The sequence below is a fragment of the Cellulomonas fulva genome, from assembly GCF_018531375.1.
GTDB classification, from domain to species: Bacteria; Actinomycetota; Actinomycetes; order Actinomycetales; family Cellulomonadaceae; genus Cellulomonas; species Cellulomonas fulva.
In genome coordinates this window covers 63980-89350 of sequence record NZ_JAHBOH010000001.1, presented here as the reverse complement: position 1 = coordinate 89350, position 25371 = coordinate 63980, and the positions used below count along the sequence as shown (strand labels likewise).

General features: G+C 74.0%; 22 protein-coding genes and 1 tRNA gene. 11 read left to right on the top strand and 12 right to left on the bottom strand.

Annotated features, from left to right (window positions below; translation table 11 throughout):
- The first annotated feature begins 35 nt into the window (after window positions 1-35).
- Window positions 36-713, top strand: coding sequence for a vitamin K epoxide reductase family protein (locus KIN34_RS00380; protein ID WP_307858014.1), 678 nt, complete (start codon window positions 36-38; stop codon window positions 711-713).
- An 82-nt stretch (window positions 714-795) separates the two neighbouring features.
- Here KIN34_RS00380 and KIN34_RS00375 read toward each other — a convergent pair whose 3' ends face one another.
- Window positions 796-2496: a DUF885 domain-containing protein gene (locus KIN34_RS00375; protein WP_214345754.1), complete on the bottom strand. Its 1701-nt coding sequence runs from the start codon at window positions 2494-2496 to the stop codon at window positions 796-798.
- Between the two features lie 146 nt (window positions 2497-2642).
- On the opposite strand from KIN34_RS00375, the gene KIN34_RS00370 reads away from it, so the two are divergent.
- Both KIN34_RS00370 and KIN34_RS00365 read left to right on the top strand, forming a co-directional pair.
- The gene (locus KIN34_RS00370; protein ID WP_214345753.1) at window positions 2643-3179 is read left to right on the top strand and encodes a sigma-70 family RNA polymerase sigma factor; all 537 of its coding nucleotides are present in this window, start codon (window positions 2643-2645) and stop codon (window positions 3177-3179) included.
- Complete coding sequence (locus tag KIN34_RS00365) at window positions 3176-4375, top strand: hypothetical protein (protein ID WP_214345752.1); 1200 nt, start codon at window positions 3176-3178, stop codon at window positions 4373-4375. The genes KIN34_RS00370 and KIN34_RS00365 overlap by 4 nt, the downstream gene beginning before the upstream one ends.
- A 3-nt stretch (window positions 4376-4378) precedes the next feature.
- On the opposite strand, the gene KIN34_RS00360 is transcribed toward KIN34_RS00365, so the two are convergent.
- Genes KIN34_RS00360 through KIN34_RS00350 form a run of 3 tightly spaced genes read right to left on the bottom strand, consistent with a single transcriptional unit; the run spans window position 4379 to window position 6797 of the window.
- Window positions 4379-4594 carry an acyl-CoA carboxylase subunit epsilon gene (locus tag KIN34_RS00360; RefSeq protein WP_214345751.1) on the bottom strand — a complete coding sequence of 72 codons (216 nt, stop codon included), beginning with the start codon at window positions 4592-4594 and terminating at the stop codon, window positions 4379-4381.
- Window positions 4591-5187, bottom strand: a complete 597-nt coding sequence (locus KIN34_RS00355; RefSeq protein ID WP_214345750.1) for a hypothetical protein — start codon at window positions 5185-5187, stop codon at window positions 4591-4593. Before KIN34_RS00355 ends, KIN34_RS00360 begins: the two co-directional genes overlap by 4 nt.
- A gap of 14 nt (window positions 5188-5201) precedes the next feature.
- Window positions 5202-6797 (bottom strand): acyl-CoA carboxylase subunit beta, encoded by a 1596-nt coding sequence (locus KIN34_RS00350; protein ID WP_214345749.1) that lies wholly within the window; start codon window positions 6795-6797, stop codon window positions 5202-5204.
- 102 nt (window positions 6798-6899) lie between these two features.
- Between KIN34_RS00350 and KIN34_RS00345 the strand changes: the two genes are divergently transcribed.
- Both KIN34_RS00345 and KIN34_RS00340 read left to right on the top strand, forming a co-directional pair.
- A complete protein-coding gene (locus tag KIN34_RS00345) occupies window positions 6900-7766 on the top strand; it encodes a biotin--[acetyl-CoA-carboxylase] ligase (protein WP_214345748.1) in 867 nt (288 codons plus the stop codon).
- Window positions 7763-8845, top strand: coding sequence for an adenylate/guanylate cyclase domain-containing protein (locus KIN34_RS00340; protein ID WP_214345747.1), 1083 nt, complete (start codon window positions 7763-7765; stop codon window positions 8843-8845). Before KIN34_RS00345 ends, KIN34_RS00340 begins: the two co-directional genes overlap by 4 nt.
- Before the next feature lie 109 nt (window positions 8846-8954).
- On the opposite strand, the gene KIN34_RS00335 is transcribed toward KIN34_RS00340, so the two are convergent.
- Window positions 8955-9716, bottom strand: a complete 762-nt coding sequence (locus KIN34_RS00335; protein ID WP_214345746.1) for an SOS response-associated peptidase — start codon at window positions 9714-9716, stop codon at window positions 8955-8957.
- A 203-nt stretch (window positions 9717-9919) separates the two neighbouring features.
- On the opposite strand from KIN34_RS00335, the gene KIN34_RS00330 reads away from it, so the two are divergent.
- A complete protein-coding gene (locus KIN34_RS00330; RefSeq protein ID WP_307858012.1) occupies window positions 9920-11302 on the top strand; it encodes a multidrug effflux MFS transporter in 1383 nt (460 codons plus the stop codon).
- A gap of 34 nt (window positions 11303-11336) precedes the next feature.
- Here the strand turns inward: KIN34_RS00330 and KIN34_RS00325 are convergent, their stop codons facing one another.
- From KIN34_RS00325 to KIN34_RS00305, 5 genes are all read right to left on the bottom strand, one after another.
- On the bottom strand, window positions 11337-12569 hold the full coding sequence (locus KIN34_RS00325; protein WP_214345745.1) for a pyridoxal phosphate-dependent aminotransferase: 1233 nt from the start codon (window positions 12567-12569) through the stop codon (window positions 11337-11339).
- Window positions 12570-12603: 34 nt separating this feature from the next.
- A complete protein-coding gene (locus KIN34_RS00320) occupies window positions 12604-12720 on the bottom strand; it encodes a molybdopterin oxidoreductase (RefSeq protein WP_214345744.1) in 117 nt (38 codons plus the stop codon).
- 104 nt (window positions 12721-12824) lie between these two features.
- Window positions 12825-13346: a hypothetical protein gene (locus KIN34_RS00315; protein ID WP_214345743.1), complete on the bottom strand. Its 522-nt coding sequence runs from the start codon at window positions 13344-13346 to the stop codon at window positions 12825-12827.
- 159 nt (window positions 13347-13505) lie between these two features.
- Window positions 13506-16247, bottom strand: a complete 2742-nt coding sequence (gene adhE / locus KIN34_RS00310) for a bifunctional acetaldehyde-CoA/alcohol dehydrogenase (protein ID WP_307858011.1) — start codon at window positions 16245-16247, stop codon at window positions 13506-13508.
- A gap of 202 nt (window positions 16248-16449) precedes the next feature.
- On the bottom strand, window positions 16450-18162 hold the full coding sequence (locus KIN34_RS00305; protein ID WP_214345742.1) for a cation:proton antiporter: 1713 nt from the start codon (window positions 18160-18162) through the stop codon (window positions 16450-16452).
- Window positions 18163-18321: 159 nt separating this feature from the next.
- Between KIN34_RS00305 and KIN34_RS00300 the strand changes: the two genes are divergently transcribed.
- Both KIN34_RS00300 and KIN34_RS00295 read left to right on the top strand, forming a co-directional pair.
- Window positions 18322-18981 (top strand): M15 family metallopeptidase, encoded by a 660-nt coding sequence (locus tag KIN34_RS00300; RefSeq protein ID WP_214345741.1) that lies wholly within the window; start codon window positions 18322-18324, stop codon window positions 18979-18981.
- Window positions 18982-18991: 10 nt separating this feature from the next.
- Window positions 18992-19834, top strand: coding sequence for an NAD-dependent epimerase/dehydratase family protein (locus KIN34_RS00295; RefSeq protein ID WP_214345740.1), 843 nt, complete (start codon window positions 18992-18994; stop codon window positions 19832-19834).
- Between the two features lie 116 nt (window positions 19835-19950).
- On the opposite strand, the gene KIN34_RS00290 is transcribed toward KIN34_RS00295, so the two are convergent.
- Together KIN34_RS00290 and KIN34_RS00285 are read right to left on the bottom strand one after the other, a co-directional pair.
- Window positions 19951-20026: transfer RNA gene (locus tag KIN34_RS00290), tRNA-Arg, on the bottom strand.
- 50 nt (window positions 20027-20076) lie between these two features.
- Entirely contained in the window at window positions 20077-20730 is a 654-nt protein-coding gene (locus tag KIN34_RS00285) for a FadR/GntR family transcriptional regulator (RefSeq protein ID WP_214345739.1), read from the bottom strand.
- Window positions 20731-20908: 178 nt separating this feature from the next.
- Between KIN34_RS00285 and KIN34_RS00280 the strand changes: the two genes are divergently transcribed.
- The 3 genes from KIN34_RS00280 to lysA are packed head-to-tail and all read left to right on the top strand — an operon-like array spanning window position 20909 to window position 25223.
- On the top strand, window positions 20909-22189 hold the full coding sequence (locus tag KIN34_RS00280; protein ID WP_214345738.1) for an MFS transporter: 1281 nt from the start codon (window positions 20909-20911) through the stop codon (window positions 22187-22189).
- On the top strand, window positions 22186-23865 hold the full coding sequence (argS, locus tag KIN34_RS00275; RefSeq protein ID WP_214345737.1) for an arginine--tRNA ligase: 1680 nt from the start codon (window positions 22186-22188) through the stop codon (window positions 23863-23865). The genes KIN34_RS00280 and argS overlap by 4 nt, the downstream gene beginning before the upstream one ends.
- Entirely contained in the window at window positions 23862-25223 is a 1362-nt protein-coding gene (gene lysA / locus KIN34_RS00270) for a diaminopimelate decarboxylase (RefSeq protein ID WP_214345736.1), read from the top strand. Before argS ends, lysA begins: the two co-directional genes overlap by 4 nt.
- Window positions 25224-25371: the final 148 nt, after the last annotated feature.

The window sequence follows — 25371 nt, the reverse complement described above, 5'->3', positions numbered from 1 at the left end:
GCGCAGCTCGTCGCAGGAGGCCTCAGGGAGGGCACGTGAGCAAGCGGAACGCCGTCGTGGACGACGACGACCTCGACCTGGACGACGTCGCACCGGTCGACCCCGACCCGGACCTGCTGCGCCCGTCGACGCTCGCGTGGCGCCGCCGCACCGCGATCGAGATGATCGTCTCCGGCCTGATCGGCCTGTACGCGGCGTTCGTGCTCTCGGTCGAGGCCTGGCAGCTCGCCGGCGGCAAGACCACCGCGAGCTGCGACCTCAACAGCAAGATCAGCTGCTCCACGGTCGCGAAGTCGTGGCAGGCCGAGCTCCTGGGCTTCCCCAACGCGTTCGTGGGGATCGCGGCGGAGGCCGTCGTGCTCACGGTCGCGGTGGCGATCCTCGGTGGCGTCGTCTTCCCGCGCTGGTTCATGCAGATCGCGCAGGTCATCTACACGGCGGGCCTCGTGTTCGCGTGGTGGCTGTTCTACGAGGCCTACACGGACATCAAGGCGCTGTGCCCCTGGTGCCTGCTCATCACGGTCACCACGACGCTCGTCTGGGCGGGGCTCACGCGGCTCAACGTCCGCGACCGCGTGATCGTCCTGCCGGGACGCGCGGGCCCGTGGGCGCGCCGGTTCGTCGCGCAGGGGACCGACTGGTACGTGACGGCCGCGGTGCTCGTCGCCCTGGCCGGCCTGGTGTGGCTCGGGTACGGGTACACGCTGCTCTGACCGCAGCGACCGGCTCCGTCGCCCGACCCGACGACGAAGGCCCGGCACCCGCGACATCCGCGGGGCCGGGCCTTCCTGGGTCTCAGAACGCGAGCCGCAGCACGTCGAGCGGGAGCGAGCCGAGGTTCAGCGCCGTGGCGTGGAACGCGCGCAGGTCGAACGCGTCACCGGCAGCCGCGCGGGCCTCGTCGCGCGTCTGCTCCCAGAGCCGCTGGCCGACCTTGTAGGACGGCGCCTGCCCGGGCCAGCCCAGGTAGCGCATCCACTCGAACCGCACGAACGACTCGGGCATGTTGACGTTGGCCAGCAGGAAGGCGAACGCCTTGTCGGCGTCCCACCGGCCGCCGCCCCACTGCTCGGGTGCGGGCAGGCCCAGGTGCACGCCGATGTCGAACACGACGCGCGCGGCCCGCATGCGCTGGCCGTCGAGCATGCCGAGCCGGTCGCCCGGGTCGTCCAGGAAGCCCAGGTCCGCCATGAGGCGCTCGGCGTACAGCGCCCAGCCCTCGCCGTGACCCGACGTCCAGCACGCGAGGCGCCGCCAGGTGTTGAGCGACGCGCGGTTGTGCACGGCGGCGCCGACCTGCAGGTGATGCCCCGGGACGCCCTCGTGGTAGACCGTCGTCTTCTCGCGCCAGGTGTTGAACGTCGTGACGTCCGGCGGCACGGACCACCACATGCGGCCCGGCCGCGTGAAGTCGTCCGACGGGCCGGTGTAGTAGATCCCGCCGTTCTGCGTGGGCGCGATGCGGCACTCGAGCGTGTGCAGCTCGGGCGGGATGTCGAAGTGCGTGCCGTCCAGTGCGGCGATCGCGGAGTCGGACGTCTCCTGCATCCAGCGGCGCAGGTCCTCGGTGCCCGTGAGCGTGCGGGCCGGGTCGGCGTCGAGCGCGGCGACGGCCTGCTCCACGGTCGCGCCCGGTCCGGCGATCTGCGCGGCGACGGCCTCCTGCTCGGCGACCACGCGCGCGAGCTCCTCGAGCCCCCACTGGTAGGTCTCCTCGAGGTCGATGCGCGCCCCCAGGAACGCGCGCGACCAGAGCGCGTACCGGTCGCGCCCGGCCGCGTCCTCGGCAGGGGCCTGCGGGGCGAGCTCGTCGCGCAGGAACTCCGTCAGCCGGCCGTACGCCTGCCGCGCCGCGGCGGCGCCGCGCTCGAGCTCGGCGCGCACCAGCGCGCAGGACGCCGAGTCGTCGAGCGCGGCCGCGGCGGCCTCGCCCTGCACGAACGACGTGAAGAACGACTGGTCGCCCGCGAGCTCGGCGGCCTGCTCCACGCCGTCGGCCACCTGCCGAGCGGCCGCGACGAGCCCGCGCGCGGCACCCGCGCGCAGCGACTCGACGTACCCGTCGACCGCGCCGGGCAGGGCGTTCAGGCGGGCCGCGATGTTCTCCCACGCCTCGACGTCGCCCGTCGGCATGATGTCGAAGACGTCCCGCAGCCCCTGGACGGGCGAGGCGATGTTGTTGAGGTCCCGCAGGTGCTCGCCCGCGTCGTGCAGCTCGAGCTGCAGGCCGAGGCGCTCGCGCATCGCGGCGACGGTGATCCGGTCCACGTCGTCGGCGGGCTGGTCAGGCGACCGGCCGTCCGCCACGGCGGCGTCGAGCTCGAGCAGCGTCGCTCGTGCTGCGGCCGCCCGCGCGTCGTGCCCGGCGGGCGACAGGTCGGTCATCTCGTGGTCGTGCCCGGACAGCCCCATCTCGGTGGCGGCCACCGGGTCCAGGGCGGCGGAGGTGGCGACGTACTTCTCGGCGACGGCGTCGACGGCCGTGGGTTCACGCATGCGCTCGACACTACTCGCGGGTAGCCCCCAACCTTTCGTGCTCCCCGGTCGTCCTGGTCGTGTCGGGCGCGTGCCGCGCAGGGGGTGGCACGGTCCCGGTGACACACGGCGCACACTGCAGGGGGCGTCGCACGACGAGGAGACCGATGGCCGACTGGGAACGCACGCTCGAGACGCTGGTCCGCGACCGCGGGCCGGCTCTCGTGCGCTACGCCTACCTCCTCACCGGCGACCGCGCCGCCGCCGAGGACCTGGTCCAGGACGCCGTCGTCGCGACGTTCGTCCGGCGGGGGCAGCTGCGCGAGACGGCCGCCGCGGAGTCCTACGTGCGCCGCACGATCCTCACGACCTTCGTCGACGGCACCCGCCGTGGGCGGCGGTTCCGGGACGTGCGCCACCTGCTGGTGCGGTCGGACAGCCACGAGGGGCCGGAGCGGGGCGTCCAGGAGCGCGCGGACGTGGTCGCGGCGCTCGCGGACCTGCCTCCGCGGGTCCGGGCGTGCGTGGTCCTGCGGTTCTACGAGGACCTGACGATCGCGGAGATCGCCCGCGCGCTCACGCTGAGCGACGGCGCGGTCAAGCGGTACCTGAGCGACGGCACACGCACCCTCGAGCGCACGCTCGGGCCGGTGCAGGACGACGTGGAGACCCACGTCGTCGGGGGACCCGGGAGGGCACGATGAACGACCTGCGAGACCTGCTGCACGCGGCGGCCGACGAGCTGCCGACGGACGGGCTGCGCGCCGACGCGCTCACCGGGCGCGTGCGCCGTCGTCGCGCGGCCCGTACCGCGACGCGCTCGGCGGTCGGCGTCGGGGCGGTCGGGGCGCTCGCGCTCGGCGCCGCCCAGCTCCAGGGCGGCAACCGGGCGGCGGACTCCGTCGCGGGCGCCGACGACGCGGAGGGCGCCGCGATCACCTCCGTCGCCCCGCAGACGGGAGCGGCCCCGGGGGCGTGCGGCTGGGCGGTCGCCGCGGGCGCGCAGGCGGACGGCACGACGATCACGACGAGCACGACGACGGGCGCGCTACGCGCCACGGTGCTCCCGGTCGACGCGTCGGCCACCACCCCGACCGGCGCGACGCTCGACACCACGGTCATGCTCGGCAGCGACGAGGAGGACAAGGCGAGGCTCACCGCCGACGCGGTCACCGTCCTGGTCACCAGCGACGGCGTCGTCGTGGCGCGGCACGACGTCGTGGTCGACGGCGACTCGGCGCGCGTGGCCCAGCAGGCGCCCTGGTACCTGTGGACCGACGTGCCGCTCGAGGCGTGCGAACGGTCCGACGGTGAGGGCCCTACCGGCCCGCTCGACGGCGACCTCGCCGTCTGGGTGCTGGCCGACGTGACCCGCGGCGACGAGTCCGCGCTGCTGCTGGGCGGCGGCACCGCGATCCAGGTCGAGCAGGGCGAGGTCCCCGGCTACTGCGGCCGGACCGTCGGCGACCTGGCCTCCGACCGGTCCGTGGCGCTGACCGGCACGGCCGACCTGGGCTCGCTGGTGGACCAGGAGTTCGTGGCCGGTGCGCCACCGCTCGACGTGCTCCGGACCTCGCAGCAGCTCGACGTCGTCGACCCGGCGTCCCGCGCCGCCGGTGCCCTCGGCAGCCCGCGGCTCCTGCTCACGGACGCCGCCGGCGCGGTGGTCAGCGACTCGGCGACCTCGGGCGCGGACCCCGGCGACCGGTTCGGCGGGTGGTACGACCTGCCCGCCGTCGGCCAGGGCGGTCAGCTCGCCGCCGACGCGGTCACGTGCGACGGGGACCCGCTGCCCGCGGGCACCTACGAGGCGTGGGGCTCGATGGCGCTCGCCCCGTGGGACCCCGACCTGGCCGCCGGCCCCGCGCTGGGTCACCTCGGGACGGTGACGGTGCCGTAGGCGTCAGCCGCGCAGGCTCCACCGCCAGGCGTCCGCACCCGGCGCCGGCGCGGGCTGCGGCCGCAGCTGGCGCCGCCGGTCCGCCCACGCGGACGCGGGCGCGGCGAGGTCGGGTGCCGGCGTGCTCGACGTCGCGGCCAGGATCCCGGCGACCAGCGCGGCGAGCTCGACGTCGTCGGGCGTGCCGCGGACCACCTGGAGGTGGGCGTCGTCGCTCACGCGCCGTCCTCGTCGTCCTCGTCCTCGCCGAGGTCCACGGCGGCACCGCGCGAGACGCCCCACTCGACCACCTCGAAGCCCGCCTCGACGAGCGTCTGGGTGAGGTCCGAGGCGCCTGCCTCGACCAGGTCGAGCACCGAGTCCAGCGTGCGGTCGCCCGCGGCGGGCGTCCGGGACACGACGAGACCCACGTGGAAGGCGTCGACCTCACCGGCCTCGTCCGTGGCGTCGTCGGCGGTGTCGCCGTCGTCGTCCCACGTCATCCCGACGAGGTCGGCGTGCATGCCCAGCCGGTCGTGGAGCAGGTCGTACAGCGCGGCGTTGAACCCGCCGACGCGCGACTCCAGCGCCAGGATCCGCGGGTCCTCGTCGGCCTCCTCGGCGCCGAACTCGGCGCGGACGCCGACCGCGGTCGCCACGTACTCGTGCAGCGCGCCCGCCAGCGCGTCGACCGCCGCGTGCAGGTCCGCGGGGTCCACCCCGGGCAGCGGGTCGGTGCCGTGCGTCGCCGCGTCGTGCTCGTGGCCCTGCGGCTCGTCGTGGTCGTGCTCGTGGTCGTGCTCGTGGTCGTCGTGCTCGTGGTCGTGCGTCATCGGTCCGTCCTCGGTCACAGGGGGATGTTGCCGTGCTTCTTGGCGGGCAGCGCGGCACGCTTGGTGCGCAGCAGCCGCAGTGCCTTGGTGATCTCCGCGCGCGTGGCCGACGGCTCGATCACGGCGTCGACGTAGCCGCGGTCCGCGGCGTCCCACGGGTTGACGATCGCGTCCTCGTACTCGGTGGTCAGCCGCCGCCGCTCGGCCTCGACGTCGCCGCCCTCGTCGGACACCTTCTTGAGCGCACCGCGCTGGAGGATGTTGACCGCGCCGCCCGCGCCCATCACGGCGATCTGCGCCGTGGGCCACGCGAGGTTCACGTCCGCGCCGAGCTGCTTGGAGCCCATCACGATGTACGCGCCGCCGTAGGCCTTGCGGGTGATGACCGTGACCAGCGGGACGGTGGCCTCGGCGTAGGCGAAGATCAGCTTCGCGCCGCGGCGGATGATGCCGTTCCACTCCTGGTCGGTCCCCGGCAGGAAGCCCGGCACGTCCACGAACGTCAGCACCGGGATGTTGAACGCGTCGCACGTGCGCACGAACCGTGCGGCCTTCTCCGCCGCGTTGATGTCCAGCGTGCCCGCCATCTGCTGCGGCTGGTTCGCGACGACGCCCACCGGGTGGCCCTCGACGTGACCGAAGCCGACGACGACGTTGCCCGCGTACAGCGGCTGCACCTCGAGCAGCACGCCGTCGTCGAGCACGGTCTCGACGACCGTGCGCATGTCGTACGGCTGGTTGTCCGAGTCGGGCACCAGCGTGTCGAGCGCGAGGTCCGCGTCGCTGCGGTCCAGGTCGCTCTCGTGCGCGTAGAGCGGCGGGTCGGACAGGTTGTTCTGGGGCAGGTAGCCCAGCAGCGAGCGCACGTAGTCGATCGCGTCGTCCTCGTCGTGCGCCAGGTAGTGCGCCACGCCCGAGCGCGTGTTGTGCGTGGTGGCGCCGCCCAGCTCCTCGAAGCCGACGTCCTCGCCCGTGACCGCGCGGATCACGTCCGGACCGGTGATGAACATGTTCGACGTGCCGTCGGCCATCACGATGAAGTCGGTGAGCGCGGGGGAGTACACCGCACCGCCCGCCGACGGGCCCAGGATCAGGCTGATCTGCGGGATCACGCCGCTCGCGGCGACGTTGCGGCGGAAGATCTCGGCGAACTGCGTCAGGCCGGCGACGCCCTCCTGGATGCGCGCGCCGCCGCCGTCGCTGATCCCGATGAGCGGGACGCCGGTGCGCAGCGCGAGGTCCATGACCTTGGTGATCTTCTGCCCGTGGACCTCGCCCAGGCTGCCGCCGAAGACCGTGAAGTCCTGGGAGTAGACCGCGACCGGGCGGCCGTCCACGGTGCCGTGCCCGACGACGACGCCGTCGCCCGGGACCCGCTTCTTCTCGAGCCCGAAGTTGGTGGAGCGGTGGCGGACCAGGGCGTCGATCTCCGTGAACGAGCCGGGGTCCAGCAGCTGGTCGATGCGCTCGCGGGCGGTCTTCTTGCCGCGCGCGTGCTGCTTGTCGACGGCGGCCGCCTCGGCGGCGGCGCTCGCGTCGGTCCGGGCGGCGAGGTCGGCGAGCTTGTCGGCCGTCGTGCGCGGCGTGGGGGTCGCGTCGGTCTGGGTCACCCGACCGAGGCTAGTTGTCGGAAGGCTCCACACGGGTGCAGGGCGCTCACGGGTTTGCGCGGGCGTCGTCGTCGGGAACCTCCAACGGGCAGGATGGGCCGCATGGCAGACGACGAGCGCCCCGCCCTCGACGCCGCGACCGTGCGCGAGCTCCTGCAGCGGCCCGCCGGCCCGCTCGCGCGGGTCGAGGTGGTGCCGCGCGCGGGGTCCACGAACGCGGACGTGGTCCGGGACCTGCGCGCCGACCCGGACGGGTGGCCCGACCTGAGCCTGCTCGTCGCCGACCACCAGGAGGCCGGCAAGGGCCGCCGCGACCGCACGTGGTCGACGCCACCCGGGACCTCGGTGACGTGCACGTTCGTCGTGCGGCCCGACGTGCCGGCCGCGTCGCTGGGGTGGATCCCGCTGCTCGCCGGCCTCGGGGTGGTGACTGCCGTCCGTGCGACCGCGGGCGTGCGCGCCGTGCTCAAGTGGCCCAACGACGTGCTGGTCCCCGCGGCCGAGGACGTCGACGGCTGGGGGCCGTACCGGAAGGTCGGCGGGATCCTCACCGAGGTGGTGCCCGGCGCGTCCGGGCGGCCGAGCGCGGTCGTCGTCGGGATCGGGCTCAACGTGCTGCAGTCCGCCGACGAGCTGCCCGTGCCGAGCGCCGGCTCGCTCGCGCTCGCGGGCGCGCGGCACGTCGACCGGCTCGGGCTGCTCGTCGCGCTCGTGACGTCGCTCGAGGAGATCGCGGGGCGGTGGCGCGCCGCGGGTGGCGACGCCGCCGGGTCCGGCCTCGACGCCGAGGTCGCGGGCGTCGTGGCGACCATCGGCACCCGGGTGCGCGCGTCGCTCCCCGGCGACGCGGTGGTCGAGGGCGTCGCCCAGGGCCTCGACGACGACGGCGCGCTGGTCCTCCTCGACGACGAGGGCCTCACGCAGCGGGTGCTCGCGGGTGACGTGCATCACGTGCGCGCCACCGCGTGAACTACCCTCGTGGCGTGCCCGACGAACCTGACCTGCTCGCCTCGACGGTCGAGGAGATCGACGCCGCGCTGCTGGGCGGGCACCGCGCCTACAGCGCCCACGACCTCGCGCGGCGGGCCGACATCGGCGTCGACGTGGTGCGCGGCTTCTGGGCGACGATGGGCCTGCCGCACAGCGACCCGGACGACCCCTTCTACACCGAGCGGGACGCCGAGGCCGTCGACCGCGCCGCGGCGCTCGTGCGGGAGCACGGGCTCGACCTGCGGACCGTGATCACCGTGACCCGGGCGCTGGGCCACACCTCCGACCGGCTCGCGCTGTGGCAGGTCGAGGCGCTCGTGGAGGACATGGCCTCGCGCTACGAGCTCGACGACGCGACCGCGCGCCTGCTGGTGCTGGACCGGCTGGTCGAGCTCGCGCCGGTGCTCGAGGCGCAGCTGGTGCACTCCTACCGCCGCCAGCTCGCCGCGATCGCGGGCCGGTACGCCGCCGAGTTCGGCGAGATCGGCAACCCCGGCCCGGACGCCACCGCGCTGCCCCTCGCGCGGGCCGTCGGCTTCGCGGACATGGTCTCGTTCACGCGCCGCACCGCCGGCCTGGGGTCGACGGACCTGTCCGAGTTCGTGCAGCGCTTCGAGGCCGCCGCGCGCGACGTCGTGACCGCGGCCGGTGGCCGCGTGGTCAAGACGATCGGCGACGCCGTGCTCTTCGTCGCCGACGACGCCGCGACCGGTGCGCGCGTGGCCCTCGGTCTCGCCGACGCGCTGGGCCGCGAGCTCGACGTCGACTCCGCGACGGCCGCCGGCGGCATCGCCGAGGGTGCGCGTGGGGTCACGCCCGTGCGCGTGGGCTTCGTGTGGGGCCGGGTCCTGTCCCGGTTCGGCGACGTCTTCGGGCCCGTGGTCAACCTCGCGGCGCGGCTCACCGACATCGCGGAGCCGTCGCACGTCCTCACCGACCAGCTCACCGCCGCCGCGCTCGCCGGCGACCCCTCCTTCACCACCGCGGAGCTCGCCGCGCTCGAGCTCCAGGGCCTCGGTACGGTCGTCCCCGTCCAGCTCCGCGCCGCCCAGCCGTGAGCTGACGCCAGGACGAGGTCGGGTCAGGCCAGGGCGGCCTCGTGCCGGGTCGGTCTGCGGACCTCCGGCTCGGCGAGGGGGCGGATCGCAGGACCCCGGCGCGACCGGCCTAGACGTCGAGCGTGGGCTCGGGGTCCAGCGGCATCGGGTCCGGGTCCGGGGTGAGGAGCTGGGGTCCGTCGTTGGCGACCGAGCTGACCAGGGGCAGGACCGGTGTCGGGTCGATGGTCGGCGGCTCGACGTCGAGCAGCTCGCGCGCACCGGCCGCGTCGACGGCCGGGTCGAGCCAGGCGTCCCACGCGGACCGGGGGAGCATCAGCGGCTGACGGTCGTGGATGAACGCGAGGTGCTCGGTCGCCGGCCGGGTGATCACGGTCGCGCTCACCAGCCAGCGGTCGGGATCCTCGTCGGACTTCGTGGGGTCCTTCCAGAACTCGTACAGCCCGGCCAGCGCGACCGGGGAGCCGTCCGTCGGGTGCAGGTAGTACGGCTGCTTGCGCTTGCTCGTGGCTCCCGGGCCCGGCTTGCGCCACTCGTAGTAGCCGTCCGCCGGCAGCAGCGCGCGCCGCGTGGCGAACGGGCGGGCGAACGCGGGCTTGTCGGTCAGTGTCTCGACGCGGGCGTTGATCATGCGGTTGCCGATCGACGGGTCCTTGGCCCACGACGGCACCAGACCCCAGCGGGCGACGCGGAGCTGACGCGTGATCTCGCCGGTCTCCCGGTCCGCGCGCTCGACGACCATGCGGACGCCGTCCGTCGGCGCGACGTTCCATGACGGCGGCAGCAGCCGCACGTCGTCGGCGACGGTCGCGATCGCGAACTCGTCGGCCAGGGCCTGGTCCTCACGGAAGGAGGCGTAGCGACCGCACATGCCCCCACCTTGCCAGCCGGCGCCGACATCCACCCCGCCGTCCGACGGGCGTCCGCGAGGAGCGCCGGTCAAGCCCCGGTCATCTCCCCACCCACCCGCGGTCACGGGATCGAAACGATTCGCGCGGTCGTGGCGAGCGGTGCGACGATGGGCCCACGACACCCCACAGGACCACGCACCCGACGAGCGACGCCGAGCAGACCGTGACCGAGACCGCATCCCGCTGCCAGCCCACCACCACCCCGCGCGACGCAGCGCTCGACGAGTCCGGCACCTCCGCCGTGACCGCCGTCGACCCCGCGCTCACGCACCCCGCGGGACCCGCCGACGCGCCTGACACGCCCACCAGCCCGTCCGACGCGCCCACCAGCCCGCCCGACGCGCCGGCTTACCGCCCCAACGCGAAGTACGTGCTGCTGCTCGGCATGATGTGCGCGCTGCCGGCGATCTCCAACGACATCTACCTGCCGTCGCTGCCGGACGTCGCGCGCGACCTGTCGACCTCGGCCACCGCCGCGCAGCTCACGATGACGGCGATGATGCTGGGCGGCGCGGTCGGGCAGCTCGTCATCGGGCCGCTCTCGGACCGGTTCGGCCGGCGCGCGCCCGTGCTCGTCGGGGTCGCGCTGCACGTGCTGACGTCGCTGCTGTGCGCGCTCGTCGTGAACGTCGAGATGCTCATCGGCCTGCGCGTCGCGCAGGGCTTCTTCAACGCCTCGGCGACGGTCGTCGCGATGGCGGTCATCCGGGACCGGTTCGTGGGCGCCGACGCGTCGCGGCTGATCTCCCGCCTCATGCTCGTCATCGGCATCGCGCCGCTCTTCGCGCCGTCGGTCGGTGGCCTGATCGCGGGCGAGGTCGGCTGGCGCGGCGTGTTCGTCGCCCTCGCGCTGTTCGGTGTCGCGCTGTGGCTCGTCGTGCTCCGCCGGCTGCCGGAGACGCTGCCGCGCGAGCGGCGGCGGGACAGCGGGCTCCGCACGGCGCTGGGCGGCTACCGCCGGCTCCTGCGGGACCGGCACTTCGTCGCCCTCGCGATCATGCCGGGCCTCGGCAACGCGGTCCTCATGAGCTACGTCGTCGGCTCGCCGTTCGTGCTGCAGGAGGGCTACGGGCTCACGTCGCACCAGTTCTCGCTGCTGTTCGCGCTCAACGGCGTCGGCCTCGTCGCGGGTGCGCAGGTCAACGCGGCGCTCGTGCGGCGCGTCGCGCCCATCCGCATCATCCGCGTGGTCCTGCCCTTGTCGCTCCTGCTCACGCTCGGGCTGCTGACCATCGCGATCACGGGCGTCGGCGGGCTGCCCGTGCTGCTCGTCATGCTCTGGCTGGTGCTCGCCATGGTGAACTTCGCGCCGCCGAACGCGTCGGCGCTCGCGCTGTCCCGGCACGGCGAGATCGCCGGCACGGCCGCCGCGATGATCGGCGCCACGCAGGCGGCGATCTCGGGCGTCATCTCGCCGCTGTCCGGGCTCCTGGGCGGCGACGCGGTCGCGATGGCCGCGGTCATGGTCGGCGCGGCCACCGCGGCGCTGCTGGTCCTCGCGCTCGCGACGCCCGCCTACCGCCGCGGCGGCGCCTGGTCCGGCTGACGCGCCCCGCGGGCAGGCGGTCCGACGAGCGGGCTCAGCGCCCGCCCAGCCGGGCGAGCCGCGTCACCGCGTCGGCGAGCACGTCGTCGCGCTTGACGAACGTGAACCGCACCCACGACCGGAGCGCGTCGTCCGCGGCGGACCCTGGCTGCGTGAACGCGGACACGGGCACCCCGACGACGCCGCACAGCCGGGGCAGCTCGCGGCACAGCTCGGCGCCGTCGGCGTGCCCCAGCGGCGCGGCGTCCGCGAGCACGAAGTACGTCCCCTGGGGCGGCACCACGGTGAACCCCGCGGCACGCAAGCCCTCGCACAGCAGGTCGCGTCGCCGGGAGAGGGAGTCGGCCAGCGCGGTGACCCACCGCGCCACCTCGTCGGACCGCAGCGCGGCCGCCACCGCCGGCTGGAACGGCGCGCCGTTGACGTAGGTGAGGAACTGCTTGACCGTCCGCACCGCGGTCACCAGCGCCTCCGGCCCGGTGACCCAGCCGACCTTCCAGCCGGTGAAGGACAGGGTCTTGCCGGCGGACGAGATCGTCAGCGTCCGCGCGGCCATCCCGGGCAGCGTCGCGATCGGCACGTGCCGGGCACGCGCGCCGTCGGGTCCCGCGAGCGTGAGGTGCTCGTACACCTCGTCGGTCACGACGAGCGCGTCGTGCGCCAGCGCGAGCCGCGCGACGACCGCCAGCTCGTCGGGCGTGAGGACCGCACCGGTCGGGTTGTGCGGCGTGTTCAGCACGACGAGCCGCGTCCGGTCCGTGAACGCGGCGGCGAGCGCGTCGGCGTCCAGGCGGAAGCCGTCGGGGGTCGCGCGCAGCGGTGCCGTCGTGTGCGTCGCGCCGGCGAGCGCGACCACCGCCGCGTACGCGTCGTAGAACGGCTCGAGGGTGAGGACCTCGTCACCCGGTCCGACGAGCGCGAGGACCGTGGCCGCGAGGGCCTCGGTGGCGCCGGCGGTGACCAGGACCTCGGTGTCGGGGTCCGGGGTCAGGCCGTAGTGCCGCTCCTGGTGCTCGGCGACCGCCTGCCGCAGCTCGGGGATCCCGGGACCCGGCGGGTACTGGTTGTGCCCCGCGAGGATCGCGTCCGCGGCGGCGCGGGCGACCGAGGGCGGCCCGTCCACGTCGGGGAAGCCCTGGCCCAGGTTGACCGAGCCGGTGGCCGTGGCGAGCGCGGACATCTCCGCGAAGATCGTCGCGCGCGGCCTGCCGTCGGCACCGAGGAGGTTCGTCGCGCGGGCGACGTCGACCCACCGGGGAGCGCTCATGGAGCAGGAGCGTAGGGCGTGGAGCGGGACCGGCTCAGAACGTCCCGGTCGCCGCCGCCAGACCGGCGACGACGACGAGCGCGAGAGACGACCACGCAGCCACGACCCACCACTCGACGTGGGGGCGACGGATCGCGCGACGGACGGCCATGTCTCTCAAGATCGGCAGGTCGCCCGGCAAAGACAACGAACCGCGCCGAGCCGCGTGAAGATCACCCGTTCGGCACGCGGCGAGGGCGCGGGGAGGAGGGAGGGTCAGGAGCCGGCCGCGCCACGGAGGTCGGCGGCGACGTCGTCGAGGGTGTCGGCGAGCCCCGAGAGCGCGTCCGCGGCGTCGCCCTTCGCGGCGTCGGCGGACTCGCGGAGCTGGGTGCGGGCGTCCTCGACCTTCTGGCGGGCCGCGGCCAGGTCGTCCTTCGCGCCCGCGGCGTCCTGGCGGGCGTCCCGCATGGCGGCCCGCGCGTCGCCGATCGCGTCGCCGGCGTCGGAGATCGCCTGCTGCGCCTCCTCGCGCGCCTGCGGAGCGAGGTCCTCGACAGACTGCCGGGCCTCGGTGACCGCGTCGCCCGCCTCGTCGAGGCGGGCCCGCAGGTCGTCGAGCGACGCCTGCGCGTCGTCGACGGCGTCGCGGGCGTTGCTGGCCGCGTCGCTCACGACCGTCCGCACGTCGTCGGCGGCGTCCGAGCAGCCGGCCGTCCCGAGCATGACGGCGGACGTCACGACGAGGGCGCCGGCGGCGAGGAGCGCGCGGGGGCGAGGACGGGTCGATCGGGCCATGCGGACACGGTGCGTGAAGTCCGCGCGGGACGCAACCGAAGCGCGTGACCGGGGACGACGACGCCCCACCCGGCGAGGGATGAGCCGGGTGGGGCGTCGGTGGGCGAGTGCCCTCGACCGGGGGTGCGGGGGCACCGGCCCGGGAGGCCTCGAAGGTGGTCAGCCCTTCGTCTCGCCCGTGCGGCCCCGGACGTCCTCCAGCGACGTTCCGTAGTAGGCCGCGGTCATGATGGCCTTCATGTCCTCGATCATCGGCATGCGCGGGTTGGCCGGTGCGCACTGGTCCTCGTAGGCGCCCATGGCCACCTCGTCGAGCCGGCCGAGGAACTCCTGCTCGTCGACGCCCTGCGCCTGGAACGACGAGGGGATGCCGACCTTGGCGCGGAGCGACTCGACCGCCCGGGCGTAGGACTCGACGCCCTGCTCGGGGGTCGCGGCCGGCAGCCCGAGCATCTGCGCGATCGCCTGGAACCGCTCCGGCGCGACGTAGCTCTCGTACTTCGGCCAGCTCGTGAGCTTCGTCGGGACCGTCCCGTTGTACCGGATGACGTGCGGCAGCAGCGTGGCGTTCGTCCGGCCGTGCACCAGGTGGTAGGTCGACCCGACGACGTGCGCCATCGCGTGCACGATGCCGAGGAAGGCGTTGCCGAACGCCATGCCCGCGATCGTGCCCGCGTTGTGCATCTTCTCGCGGGCGTCCTGCGTGAGCGGGTCGCCCGGCTCGCCGTTGACCGACATCGCCAGGTTGTCGAAGATCAGGCGGATCGCCTGCAGCGCCATGCCGTCGGTGAAGTCGTTCGCGTAGACCGAGACGTACGCCTCGGTGGCGTGCGTGAGGGCGTCGAAGCCCGAGTCGGCGGCGAGCGAGCGCGGCATCTTCGAGGTGAGGACCGGGTCGATGATCGCGACCGTCGGGGTCAGCGCGTAGTCCGCGAGCGGGTACTTCTTGCCCGCGTCCGGGTCGGAGATGACCGCGAACGGCGTGACCTCCGCGCCCGTGCCGGACGTCGTCGGGATGCACACCAGGTGCGCCTTCTCGCCCAGCGTCGGGAACTTGAACGCGCGCTTGCGGACGTCGAAGAACTTCTGCTTGAGGTCGGAGAAGTTGATCTCCGGGTGCTCGTACAGCAGCCACATGACCTTCGCGGCGTCCATCGGCGAGCCGCCACCGAGCGCGATGATCGTGTCGGGCTCGAAGTGCCGCATGCTCGCGGCACCCTTCTGGACGGTACGGACCGAGGGCTCGGGCTCGACCTCGTCGATGATCTGCACGGCGACGTTGTTGCCGCGGCGGTGCAGCATGTCGAGCACCTTGTCGACGAACCCGAGGGTCGTCATGGTCGCGTCGGTGACGATGGTGACGCGCTCGACGTCGGGCATGTCCGCGAGGTAGCGGATCGCGTTCGGCTCGAAGTAGGTCTTGGCCGGCACCTTGAACCACTGCAGGTTGTTGTTGCGTCGGCCCACGCGCTTGACGTTGATGAGGTTCACCGCCGAGACGTTGTTGGACACCGAGTTGTGGCCGTAGGAGCCGCAGCCCAGCGTCAGCGAGGGGATGAAGGCGTTGTAGATGTCGCCGATGCCACCGAGCGAGGACGGCGCGTTGCAGATCACGCGGATCGCCTTGACGCGCTTGCCGAACTCCACGGTCAGCGCCTCGTCCTGCGTGTGGATCGCGGCCGAGTGGCCCAGGCCGTCGAACTCCACCATCTGCTCCGCGAGGCGGATGCCCTCCTCGGTCGAGGTCGAGCGCAGCACCGCCAGGACGGGGCACAGCTTCTCGCGCGTCAGCGGCTCGTCGGGGCCGACGCCCGTGACCTCCGCGAGGATGATCGAGGTGTCCGCGGGGACGGTGAACCCGGCCTGCTCCGCGATCCACACCGGGGACTTGCCGACGACGGTCGGGTTGAGCTTCGCGCCGGCGCAGTTCTCCCCGCCGGCCTCGACGCCGAAGACGAACTGCTCGAGCAGCGCCTTCTCGGCGGGCGTGGTCCGGTAGGCGTGCAGCCGGGCGAACTCGGCCATCGCGGCGTCGTAGACCTCGGTGTCGATGATCGCGGCCTGCTCGGACGCGCAGATCACGCCGTTGTCGAACGCCTTGGAGAGCACGACGTCGTTCACCGCGCGGGCCAGCTTGGCGGTCTTCTCGATGTACGCGGGCACGTTGCCCGCACCGACGCCGAGGGCCGGCTTGCCGCACGAGTACGCGGCCTTCACCATCGCGTTGCCGCCGGTCGCCAGGATCGTCGCGACGCCCGGGTGGTTCATGAGCGCGCCGGTCGCGGCGAGCGAGGGCACCTCGACCCACTGGATGCAGTGCTCGGGGGCGCCCGCGGCCACGGCCGCGTCGCGCACGACCTTCGCGGCCGCCATCGACGAGCGCTGCGCGTTGGGGTGGAACGCGAAGATGATCGGGTTGCGGGTCTTGAGCGAGATGAGCGACTTGAAGATCGCGGTCGACGTCGGGTTGGTGACGGGGGTGATGCCCGCGATGACCCCGACGGGCTCGGCGATCTCGGTGATGCCGTTGATGTCGTCGACGTGGATCACGCCGACCGTCTTGAGGTCCGCCATCGAGTTGGTCACGTGCTCGCACGCGAAGATGTTCTTGACGGCCTTGTCCTCGAAGACGCCGCGTCCGGTCTCGTCGACCGCGAGCTTGGCGAGCTGACCGTGCTGGTCGAGCGCGGCGACCGCGCCCTTCTTGACGAACCGGTCGACGTCCTCCTGCGTCATGGACTCGAACTGCGCGAGCGCCTTCGTGGCGTTCGCGACGAGCTCGTCGATCGTGCGCTCCACGTCGTCCTGCGCCTGCACGCCGACGGCGGGCGCCGCGACGGTGCTCGAGGTCTCGGGCTTGCGGCTCTTGGACGGGCGGGTGCTGCTGGCGGTGGTGCTCACCGTGACTCCCTGGTCGAGACGGACTCGGGGGCTCGGACGAGTGCTGGAGGCTCGTCCGACCCGATGTCTCGACGCTAGGGACGGGCGTCGTCGTAGTCGTGGGATGAAAGTCCCCCGGGCGGCGCGGGACGGCCGCCGACCGGCGTCGGGCGGAGCGCCGCGGGACCTCGGTCCCGCTCGTCGGACCGCGTCGGCAGCGGGCTCAGTCCCGCAGGCGCGTGACCCACGACGAGGCCAGCGCCTCCTCCTCGAGGTCCAGCTCGCGCATCATGCGCCGCATCACGGACTCGTCGAGGTCACCCGCGTCGCGGTGCTCCATGAGGACCTCGCGCTGCGTCGCGATGAGCGCGCGCCGCATCGCCTGCATCTTGCGGCCCGCGGCCGCCGCGGGCAGCCGTCGGGCGGCGGCGCCGCCGATCGTGCCCAGGCCCTTCTCCGCCGCGTCCTGCGGCGTGACGCCGTCGGGCAGCAGCTCCTCCGCGTGCTCGGGGTCGAGCATGACGGCGGCCGCGGACGCACGCTGCCGCCAGCCCGAGGACATGCGCTCGATCATCTGCTCCGCGCGCTCGCGGCCGAACTCCCGCTCGAGCTGGTCGCGACGACCCTCGAAGTACTCCTGCACCGCGTCCGCCGCCGCGAGGCGCATGCCCGCCTCCTGCGCCGCGTCGTCGGCCACCTCCTGCGCGGAGCCGACGCCGAGCCGGGTGATGACCCACGGCAGGGACAGGCCCTGCAGCAGGAGCGTGCCGATCGCGACCGTGTAGGCGGCGAGCTGGATGGTGGCGCGCTCGGGGAACGGGTCGCCGCCCGACGTCGCGGGGATCGCGGCCGCGGCGGCGAGGGTGACCACGCCGCGCATGCCCGCCCACGAGACGACCGCCGACTCGCGGCGCGTCAGCGAGTCGCCCCGCGGCCGGTGCGAGCCGGGCAGACGGAGGCGGTCGAACCACGCGGTGCCGAAGACGTACAGCGGCCGCACCAGCACCGCGGTGCCGAGCACGACGAAGGACACCACCAGCCCGTGGGCGAACCCCTGGTCGGAGGAGACGACGTCGCGCACCACCCACGGGAGCTGCATGCCGATGAGGGCGAAGGTGAAGGACTCGAGCAGCAGGTCGAGCGTCGACCAGATCGGCCCCTCGTAGAGCCGCGTCGCATAGCCCGCGCGCGGCGAGGTGTGGCCCAGGTACAGGCCCGCCGTGACGACGGCCAGCACACCGGAGCCGCCGATCGCCTCCGCCGCCCAGTACGCGCCGAAGGGGGTCAGGAGGCCGATCGCGGACGCGACCACGGGGTCGTCGAGCCGCATCCGGACCAGGTGGACCACCCAGCCGATGGCGAACCCGACGACGACGCCCCCGACGACGGCCGCGGCGAACGTCGCGAGCCCGGCACCGAGCTCCCACGCGCCCGTGGCGACGCCCGCGAGCGCGACCTTGTAGAGCGTGAGCGACGTGGCGTCGTTGATGAGGCTCTCGCCGGAGAGGAGGGTCATCACGCGCCGGGGCAGGCCGAGCCGCCGGCCGACCGCCGCCGCGGCGACCGCGTCGGGCGGTGCCACCACCGCACCGAGCACGAGCGCGACGGCGAACGGCACGTCCTCCAGGAGCCAGAACGTCGCCGCGACGACGAGCGCGCTCGCGAGCACGAGCCCGACGCCCAGCCGCGTGATCGAGTTCAGCGACGCCCGGAAGTCGCGGTAGGACGACGCGAGGGCGGCCGAGTACAGCAGGGGCGGCAGCACGAACTCGAGCAGGAGCTCGGAGTCGACCTCGTACCGCGGGACGGCCGGGATCAGCGACACCAGGATCGCGACGCCGACCACCACCAGCGGCGCGGGCCACCCCCGGCGCCGGCACGCGGCGCCGACCAGCACGGCCCCGATGACGAGCAGGAAGACCTCGACGTGGTCCATCAGGACGCCGCCCGGCGCTGCCCGTCCCGCTGCCCGTCCCGCTGCCCGTGCCTCATCCTCGGGAACCTACCAACGGTCCGCCCGGATGTCCGTGGCGGTGCCCCCGCGGCTCCTCCTTCGCGAGAGGACGGACAGCTCGAGGGCGTGGGGAGGTGGGCCATGAGCGGTGTGCCGATCTCCGACGTGAACCGCCGCAACGGGCAGCAGGGCTGGCTCGACGCCTCCGCCGCGCGGGCCTACGAGCGGATGAAGGCCGCGGGCATGCCCGGCGGGTGCCTGTCCGACGCCGGACGGACGAACGCCGAGCAGGCCGCGCTCTACGCGGCCTTCCTGCGGGGCGAGCTGGCGGCGACAGCGGCGCGCCCGGGGGAGTCGCTGCACGAGGTCGGCAACGCGATCGACATCGCGGAGCCGGCCCGGTCCTGGGTGCGGGCCCGGTCGGAGTACGGGTTCGCCAAGGACACGGTCGCCAACGAGCCGTGGCACATGGTCTACGGCCCGGACACCGATCAGCACCAGGACGAGGAGGCCGACGAGATGGCCGTGACGCTGGAGGAGATGGAGGAGCTCGTGCGGACCGTCGTCCGCAGCGAGTCGCGCAAGCTGTGGGAGGAGGCTGCCGCGGGCTCGACCGGGAGCGGCCGAGCGTTCCGGACCGCGGTCCGCAGCGTCGTCGCGTCCGCCGTCGAGGACGCGCGCGACGCGCTGGTCGAGGACCTGGCGGCGGCGCTGCCGACCGGCGCGCTCACGCGGGCGCAGCTCAAGACGATCGTGGAGAACCGGGTCCGCGCGGTCCGGAGCAGACGCGAGGCTCGGTAACGTCGCTCCCATGCAGACGGTCGTGGTGACGGGTGGCAGCGGCAAGCTGGGCCGGGCGGTGGTCGAGCACCTCGCGGAGCACGGGTACACGGTGGTGAACGCCGACGTGGCGCCGCCGCCGCCGGACCAGCCGGCGTTGTTCACGCGCGTCGACCTGACCGACCTGGGCCAGGTCGTCGAGATGCTGCACGGCGTCGACGACCGGTACCGGGGCGTGGACGCCGTGGTGCACCTGGCCGCGATCCCCGCGCCCGGCCTGCGTCCGAGCGGGGCCACGTTCGCCAACAACGTCGTCGCGACGCACCACGTCTTCCTCGCCGCCCGCCAGGCGGGCATCCGGGACGTGGTGTGGGCCTCGTCGGAGACCGTCCTGGGCCTGCCCTTCGAGACCCCGCCGCCGTACGTGCCGGTCGACGAGGAGTACGCCGTGCGTCCCGAGTCCACCTACTCGCTCGGCAAGGCGGTCGAGGAGGAGATGGCCCGGCACTTCGCGCGGTGGGACCCCGAGCTGAAGATCCTGGGGCTGCGGTTCTCGAACGTCATGGTCGAGGAGGACTACGCGCAGTTCGCCTCCTTCACGCCCGAGCAGCGCGGCTGGAACCTGTGGAGCTACATCGACGCGGTCGACGGCGCCGAGGCCGTCAGGCTCGCGCTCGAGAGCGACCTGCGCGGCTTCGAGGCGTTCGTGATCGCGTCACCGGACACCGTGCTGGCGACGCCCACCGCCGAGCTCGTCGCGACGCACCTGCCCGACGTCCCGGTGCGGCGCGAGCTCGTCGGGCACGAGACGCTGCTCGGTATCGACAAGGCCCGCCGCCTGCTCGGCTGGAACCCCCAGCGCACCTGGCGCTGAGACCGACGTGCATCGGTCGGTGCGGGCTCGGGATCCCGGAGCGGCGCCCAGCGGCGAAGACACGACGAGGCCGCGCCGTCGGGATGACGGCGCGGCCTCGGTGCTGGGTGATCCCATGGTGCGCCCGAAAGGATTCGAACCTTCGACCTTCTGCTCCGGAGGCAGACGCTCTATCCGCTGAGCTACGGGCGCGCGATGCGCGGACGCATCAGCCAGCGAGACTACCAGCCCGACCGCGTGGGTCAGGACTCGCCGAGGAGGGCGGACAGGTAGTGGTCGGTCTCCTTGACCGCGCGCGCCTCGTCGCCGGCGACGATCGCCTCGACCAGCCCGTCGTGCGCCGACTGGCCGTGGTAGTCGGTGACGAAGTTGAACCGGATGTTCTCGCCGATCGCGTCGATCAGGTTCTCGTAGAGCGAGAGCAGCAGCGGGTTGGCGGCGGCGCGCACGATCGTGCGGTGCAGCGCCAGGTCGGTGGCGACCATGGCGTCGATGTCGGCCGACAGGTAGGCCGCCGCGCGCTCGTCGCGCCGGTCCATCAGGGCGGCGGCGTCGAGGGCGGTGCGGCGGCGCGACGCGAGGCGCGCCGCCTCGGCCTCGAGCGCGCGGCGCACCTCGACCACGTCGCGCTGCCGCGCGTCGGCGATCTGGCGGCCCATCGAGGCGGCGAGCTCGGAGGCGGAGAGCACGTAGGTGCCCGATCCCTGCCGGCGCTCCAGCAGCCCGGCGTGGACCAGCGACTGCACCGCCTCGCGGACCGTGTTGCGGCCCACGCCGAGCAGGGCGACCAGCTGCGGCTCGGGCGGGATCCGCGAGCCCACCGGCCACTCGCCGCTCGCGATCCGGCCCCGGAGCTCCTGTACGGTCGAATCGATCAGACCGGTCCGTCGCGTCATCGTCGAGGGACTCCGTGTGCAGGCATGCGGTGCAGTCAACACCGCCCGGCCGTGCCTCCGCCAGACCCGCGAGACCCGACCTGCGACCGACCGCGTCGTGTCCGCCCGCCAGCCCGCCCGCAGCCCGTCCGCCAGCCCGCCCGCCAGCCCGCCCCGCCCCCGCGCCGCCCGGAGACCCGTGAACGTCCGTCCTGACACCCCCGCGCCGTGGCGCGGTCGGCTCGTCGTGCTCGCCGGCATCGTGCTGGTGGGCCTCAACCTGCGCATCGCCGTCGCGGCGGTCTCGCCGATCCTCGACGTGATGGGGCAGGACGTCCCGCTGACGTCCGCCGAGACCGGCCTGCTGGGCACCATCCCGGTGCTCTCCTTCGCGCTGTTCGGCTCGCTCGCGCCGCTGCTCGCCCGGCGGGTGGGGCTGGAGCCGACGATGGTGCTCGCGCTGCTGCTGTCCGCGGCGGGCGAGGTGCTGCGCGCGGCGTCCGGTACCGCGCCCGCGTTCCTCGCCTGGTCGGTCGTCGCGCTCGCGGGCATGGGCATGGGCAACGTGCTGCTGCCGCCGCTGGTCAAGCGGTACTTCCCGGACCGCATCGGTCCCGTCACCGCGGCGTACTCCGTCGCGCTGTCGATCAGCACGGCGGTCCCGCCGCTCGTCGCGCTGCCGCTCGCGCAGGCCGCGGGCTGGCGGTGGTCGGTGGGCGTGTGGGCCGGCGTCGGGGTGGTCGCCGCCGTGCCGTGGGTCGTGGTGGTGGTCCGGTCCGTCACGGCGCGCGCCCACCTGCGGGAGCTGGTCCGACGAGCCCCGCGGCCGGCTGCCTCGGTGGTCACGACCGCGGGCGACGGGGACGCCCGCCTCGTCTGGCGCTCGCACCTCGCCTGGGCCATGGCGGTGACGTTCGCGGTGAACTCGCTCGGCACCTACACGGTGTTCGCCTGGCTGCCGGAGATCCTGGCCGACGCCGGGCTGGGCACCGAGGTCGGCGGGCGGTGGCTGGCGGTGTTCGCGATCCTCGGCCTGCCCGCGTCGCTCGTCGCGCCGGTGCTGACCGCGCGGATGCGCTCGCCGTACCCGCTCGTCGTAGGGTTCGTGGCCTGCTGGGCCGCCGGGTACCTGGGGCTGCTCCTGGCGCCCGCCCACGGCACCGCCGTGTGGATGGTGCTGCTCGGGCTGGGGCCCAGCTCCTTCCCGGTGCTGCTCGCGCTCATCGGCCTGCGCACCGCGACGCCGGCGCTCGCGGTGCTGCTGTCGGGCATGGTGCAGGGCGTCGGCTACGCGCTGGCGGGTCTGGGACCGCTCGGGATCGGGCTGCTGTACGACGCGACGGGCAGCTGGACCGCGCCGCTGCTGGTGCTGATCGGACTGCTCGTCGTGCTGCTGGTCGCGGCGTGGCGCGCGTGCCGGCCGGAGGTGCTGGGCGCCGCGGCCGAGCGGGTGCCGGGTTCCCCTACCCTTGACCGGTGACTCCCGACCAGCTCTCCCAGGCGCTCGCGGCCGCCCTGCAGGCCGCCGTCGCCGACGGCACGTTCGCCCTCGACCCCGCCGACGTCCCGGCGCAGGTGCACCTGGAGCGGCCCCGTCAGCGTGAGCACGGGGACTGGGCCACCAACGTCGCGCTGCAGCTCGCCAAGAAGGCGGGCACCAACCCCCGGGCGATGGCCGACGAGCTCGCGAAGCGGCTGGCGAGCACCCCCGGCGTCGCGGCGGTGGAGATCGCCGGACCCGGGTTCCTCAACATCCGGCTCGACGCGGCGGCGGCGGGCGAGCTCGCGCGCACGGTCGTCGAGCAGGGCTCGTCGTACGGGCACAACGACACCGAGGCCGGGCACCGGGTCAACCTCGAGTTCGTCTCCGCGAACCCGACCGGCCCGCTGCACATCGGCGGCGTGCGCTGGGCGGCCGTGGGCGACAGCCTCGCGCGCGTGCTCGAGGCGTCCGGCGCCGACGTGACCCGCGAGTACTACTTCAACGACCACGGCGCGCAGATCGACCGGTTCGCGCGGTCGCTCGTCGCCCGCGCCCGCGGCCAGGAGGCGCCGGAGGACGGGTACGGCGGCGACTACATCACGGAGATCGCCGCGCAGGTCGTGGCGGACGCCGCCGCGGCCGGCGAGCCGGACCCGACGACGCTCGCCGACGCCGACGCCACCGAGGCCTTCCGCGCGCGCGGCGTGGAGCTGATGTTCGCCGAGATCAAGACGTCGCTGCACGACTTCGGCGTGGACTTCGACGTGTACTTCCACGAGGACTCGGTGCACGAGTCCGGAGCCGTGGAGCGGGCGGTCGCGCGGCTGCGCGAGCTCGGGCACGTGTTCGACGCGGACGGCGCGACGTGGCTGCGCACCACCGACTTCGGCGACGACAAGGACCGCGTCGTCATCAAGTCGGACGGCGAGGCGGCGTACATCGCGGGCGACATCGCGTACTACCTCGACAAGCGCGAGCGCGGCTTCGACAGGGTCGTGATGATGCTCGGCGCCGACCACCACGGGTACGTCGGCCGCATGCGCGCGGTCGCGGCCGCCTTCGGCGACGACCCGGACGTCAACCTCGAGATCCTCATCGGCCAGCTGGTGAACCTGGTCCGCGACGGGCAGCCGGTGCGGATGTCCAAGCGCGCGGGCACGGTCGTGACGATCGACGACCTGGTCGAGGCCGTGGGCGTCGACGCCGCGCGGTACTCGCTCGCGCGCTCGTCGGCCGACAGCGCGATCGACCTGGACCTCGACCTGCTGGCCAGCGCCAAGAACGAGAACCCCGTCTACTACGTGCAGTACGCGCACGCCCGGACCGTCAACGTGGCGCGCAACGCCGCCGACGCGGGAGTGCGGCGCGAGGACGGGTTCGACGCGGGGCTGCTCGACCACGAGACCGAGGCGGAGCTGCTCGGCCGGATCGCCGACTTCCCCCGCGTCGTCGCGCAGGCCGCGAACCTGCGCGAGCCGCACCGCGTCGCGCGGTACCTCGAGGAGCTCGCGGGCGCGTACCACACCTGGTACGGGCAGCGCCGGGTCATGCCGTTCGGCGACGAGGAGGTCGGCGACGTCCACCGCACGCGGCTGTGGCTCAACGACGCGACGCGGCAGGTGCTCGCGAACGGCCTGGGTCTGCTGGGCGTGAGCGCGCCGGAGCGGATGTGACGAGCGTCCCGGGGGAGCCCTGGGCGACCGGCGTCGTCCGGGACGACGAGGGCGCGCTCGTCGTGGGCGGCGTGCCCGTGGCGCGGCTCGCGGCGGAGGTGGGCACGCCCGTCTACGTGCTCGACGAGGCCGACCTGCGGGCGCGCGCCTCGTCGTACCGGCGTGCGTTCACGCAGGCGTTCGCCGAGGTCGGGGCGGGTGTCGACGTCTACTACGCCGGCAAGGCGTTCCTCTCGGTCGCGGTCGCGCGGTGGGTGCACGAGGAAGGGCTGCGCGTGGACACCGCGTCGGGCGGCGAGCTCGCGGTCGCGCTGCGGGCCGGCGTCCCGGGCGCCGACATCGGGCTGCACGGCAACAACAAGTCCGACGAGGAGCTCCTCGCCGCCCTGACGGCGGGCGTCGGCCGGATCATCGTCGACTCGCTGGTCGAGGTGGAGCGCGTCGCCGGGCTGGTCCGTGCCCACGGGCTTCCCCCCGCACCCGTGATGGTGCGCGTGACCACCGGCGTGCACGCCGGCGGCCACGAGTACATCTCGACGGCGCACGAGGACCAGAAGTTCGGCCTGTCGGTGACCGCGCGGGACGGTGCGGACGCGCCGGCCATGACCGCGCTGCTCGCCGTGCTCGACCACCCCGAGCTGCACCTGCTGGGCATCCACTCGCACATCGGCTCGCAGATCCTCGACCCGTCGGGCTTCGAGGTCGCCGCGCGCGTGGTGCTGGAGCTGCGCGCGGCGCTCGCGCTGCGCACCGGCGTGCTGGTCGACGAGGTCGACCTGGGCGGCGGGTACGGCATCGCCTACCTGCCCGGCGAGGTCGCCCTGGACCCGGACCGGATCGCCAAGGACGTCGCGTCGTCGGTCGCGGCAGCCGCCGCGGACCTGGGGACGACGCTGCCGCGGTTCTCGATCGAGCCCGGGCGCGCGATCGTCGGGCCTGCCGGCCTCACGCTGTACACGGTCGGCACCGTCAAGCCCGTGCGCGTCGACGACGAGACCGAGCGCCTGTACGTGTCCGTCGACGGGGGCATGAGCGACAACATCCGCCCCGCCCTGTACGGGGCCCGCTACCACGCGGAGGTCGTCGGGCGGCTCTCGTCGGCCCCGCCCGTGCTGGCCCGCGTGGTCGGCAAGCACTGCGAGTCGGGCGACATCCTGGTGCACGAGGTGCAGCTGCCGGGCGACGTGCGCGCCGGCGACCTGCTGGCCGTCGCGGCGACCGGCGCCTACGGGCGGTCGATGGCCTCGAATTACAACCTCCTGACGCGCCCGCCCGTGGTGGCCGTGCGGTCCGGGGAGGTGCGCACGCTGCTGCGCCGGGAGACCGTCGACGACCTGCTGGCGCTCGACGAAGGCTGACCGTCTCGTCAGGTGGACGCGTGTCCGTCCCCCGAACAGGTGGATCGCGCGGCGGATGCCCGCTCATCAGGACTTTCGTCATGGTGACGTGATCGAGGTCACTGGTACTGAGGTATGTCTAACCTAACTGATATGAGGTTAGGCTCAC

Excerpts from the sequence above, each read along its gene's own strand:
- KIN34_RS00375 (WP_214345754.1), bottom strand. The coding sequence starts at position 2,496 with ATGCGTGAACCCACGGCCGTCGACGCCGTCGCCGAGAAGTACGTCGCC.
- KIN34_RS00370 (WP_214345753.1), top strand. The coding sequence starts at position 2,643 with ATGGCCGACTGGGAACGCACGCTCGAGACGCTGGTCCGCGACCGCGGG.
- KIN34_RS00365 (WP_214345752.1), top strand. The coding sequence starts at position 3,176 with ATGAACGACCTGCGAGACCTGCTGCACGCGGCGGCCGACGAGCTGCCG.
- KIN34_RS00355 (WP_214345750.1), bottom strand. The coding sequence starts at position 5,187 with ATGACGCACGACCACGAGCACGACGACCACGAGCACGACCACGAGCAC.
- KIN34_RS00345 (WP_214345748.1), top strand. The coding sequence starts at position 6,900 with ATGGCAGACGACGAGCGCCCCGCCCTCGACGCCGCGACCGTGCGCGAG.
- KIN34_RS00335 (WP_214345746.1), bottom strand. The coding sequence starts at position 9,716 with ATGTGCGGTCGCTACGCCTCCTTCCGTGAGGACCAGGCCCTGGCCGAC.
- KIN34_RS00325 (WP_214345745.1), bottom strand. The coding sequence starts at position 12,569 with ATGAGCGCTCCCCGGTGGGTCGACGTCGCCCGCGCGACGAACCTCCTC.
- KIN34_RS00320 (WP_214345744.1), bottom strand. The coding sequence starts at position 12,720 with ATGGCCGTCCGTCGCGCGATCCGTCGCCCCCACGTCGAGTGGTGGGTC.
- KIN34_RS00315 (WP_214345743.1), bottom strand. The coding sequence starts at position 13,346 with ATGGCCCGATCGACCCGTCCTCGCCCCCGCGCGCTCCTCGCCGCCGGC.
- KIN34_RS00305 (WP_214345742.1), bottom strand. The coding sequence starts at position 18,162 with ATGGACCACGTCGAGGTCTTCCTGCTCGTCATCGGGGCCGTGCTGGTC.
- KIN34_RS00300 (WP_214345741.1), top strand. The coding sequence starts at position 18,322 with ATGAGCGGTGTGCCGATCTCCGACGTGAACCGCCGCAACGGGCAGCAG.
- KIN34_RS00295 (WP_214345740.1), top strand. The coding sequence starts at position 18,992 with ATGCAGACGGTCGTGGTGACGGGTGGCAGCGGCAAGCTGGGCCGGGCG.
- KIN34_RS00285 (WP_214345739.1), bottom strand. The coding sequence starts at position 20,730 with ATGACGCGACGGACCGGTCTGATCGATTCGACCGTACAGGAGCTCCGG.